The organism is Zobellella taiwanensis (assembly GCF_003012795.1).
Lineage (GTDB): Bacteria > Pseudomonadota > Gammaproteobacteria > Enterobacterales > Aeromonadaceae > Oceanimonas > Oceanimonas taiwanensis.
Map to the genome: position 1 here is coordinate 1 of NZ_PXYH01000052.1, position 775 is coordinate 775.

The following is a 775-nucleotide window of genomic DNA, read 5'->3' on the forward strand; positions in this document are numbered from 1 at the left end:
CAGGGTGAGAGCGTGAACATTTTGTTAAAAAACCAAGGTGTTCATGCTCACTGCGCCGCCATTGCCCTCAGCCCCGCTGCCAAGACCTGATCCAGATAGTCTGTGTTCATGCTGGCTATCTTCTGCTTTCGCCGGATGCTGGCTTTCTTCGTCGTTTCTGCTCGCAACATATTCAACGCCAGGTGACGCATGCAAGACAGAATCTCAGCCGCTTCACCCCGATAGATGGGGCAAGCATCTTCGTTCATCGACACGTCCAGCACCCAATGCAGGCTGTTCTCGATCCGCCAGTGGTCCCGCACCGCCGCAGCGAAGCGAGCCTGGTCCAGTTCCGCCGAACTGATGTAGTAGCGGTATTCGAGGGACTGTTTGCCTGATTTTTCCAGACGATAGCCGATGGCCACACCCAGGGTTTTCAGGCCTCTCCACTCCGGGAGCTGGCTGGCCACGTCACCGGCAGCAAGCACATGGTATTCCCTGGCCTCAATGCGACCATGTCCTTTCTCCACCGTCACACTGGCCGGGTCGGTGGCTGCCGAGTGGAACGGTCGGAGTGCTTGCTGAACCGCGCGGTGCAACAGCTCCTGGTTACCCTTGACCGCCAGCAGGTAGTCTCCGCCTTGCTTGACGATGGTGCCGGCGATGTCAGTCTGACAGCCCATGGCATCAATGGACACCAGGCACCCCTTGATATCCAGCAGCTTGAGCAATGCTGGAATGGCCGTGATTTCATTGGACTTGGCATCGGTTTTCAACTGGCCCATGACCACGCCGT

1 protein-coding gene is annotated in these 775 nt (G+C 57.7%); it reads right to left on the bottom strand.

Features of this window, described 5'->3' with window-relative positions; all coding sequences use genetic code 11:
• Window positions 1–47: 47 nt before the first annotated feature.
• Window positions 48–775: ISAs1 family transposase (locus C7I36_RS16870; protein WP_146137356.1), on the bottom strand; the 728-nt coding region annotated here is incomplete at its 5' end.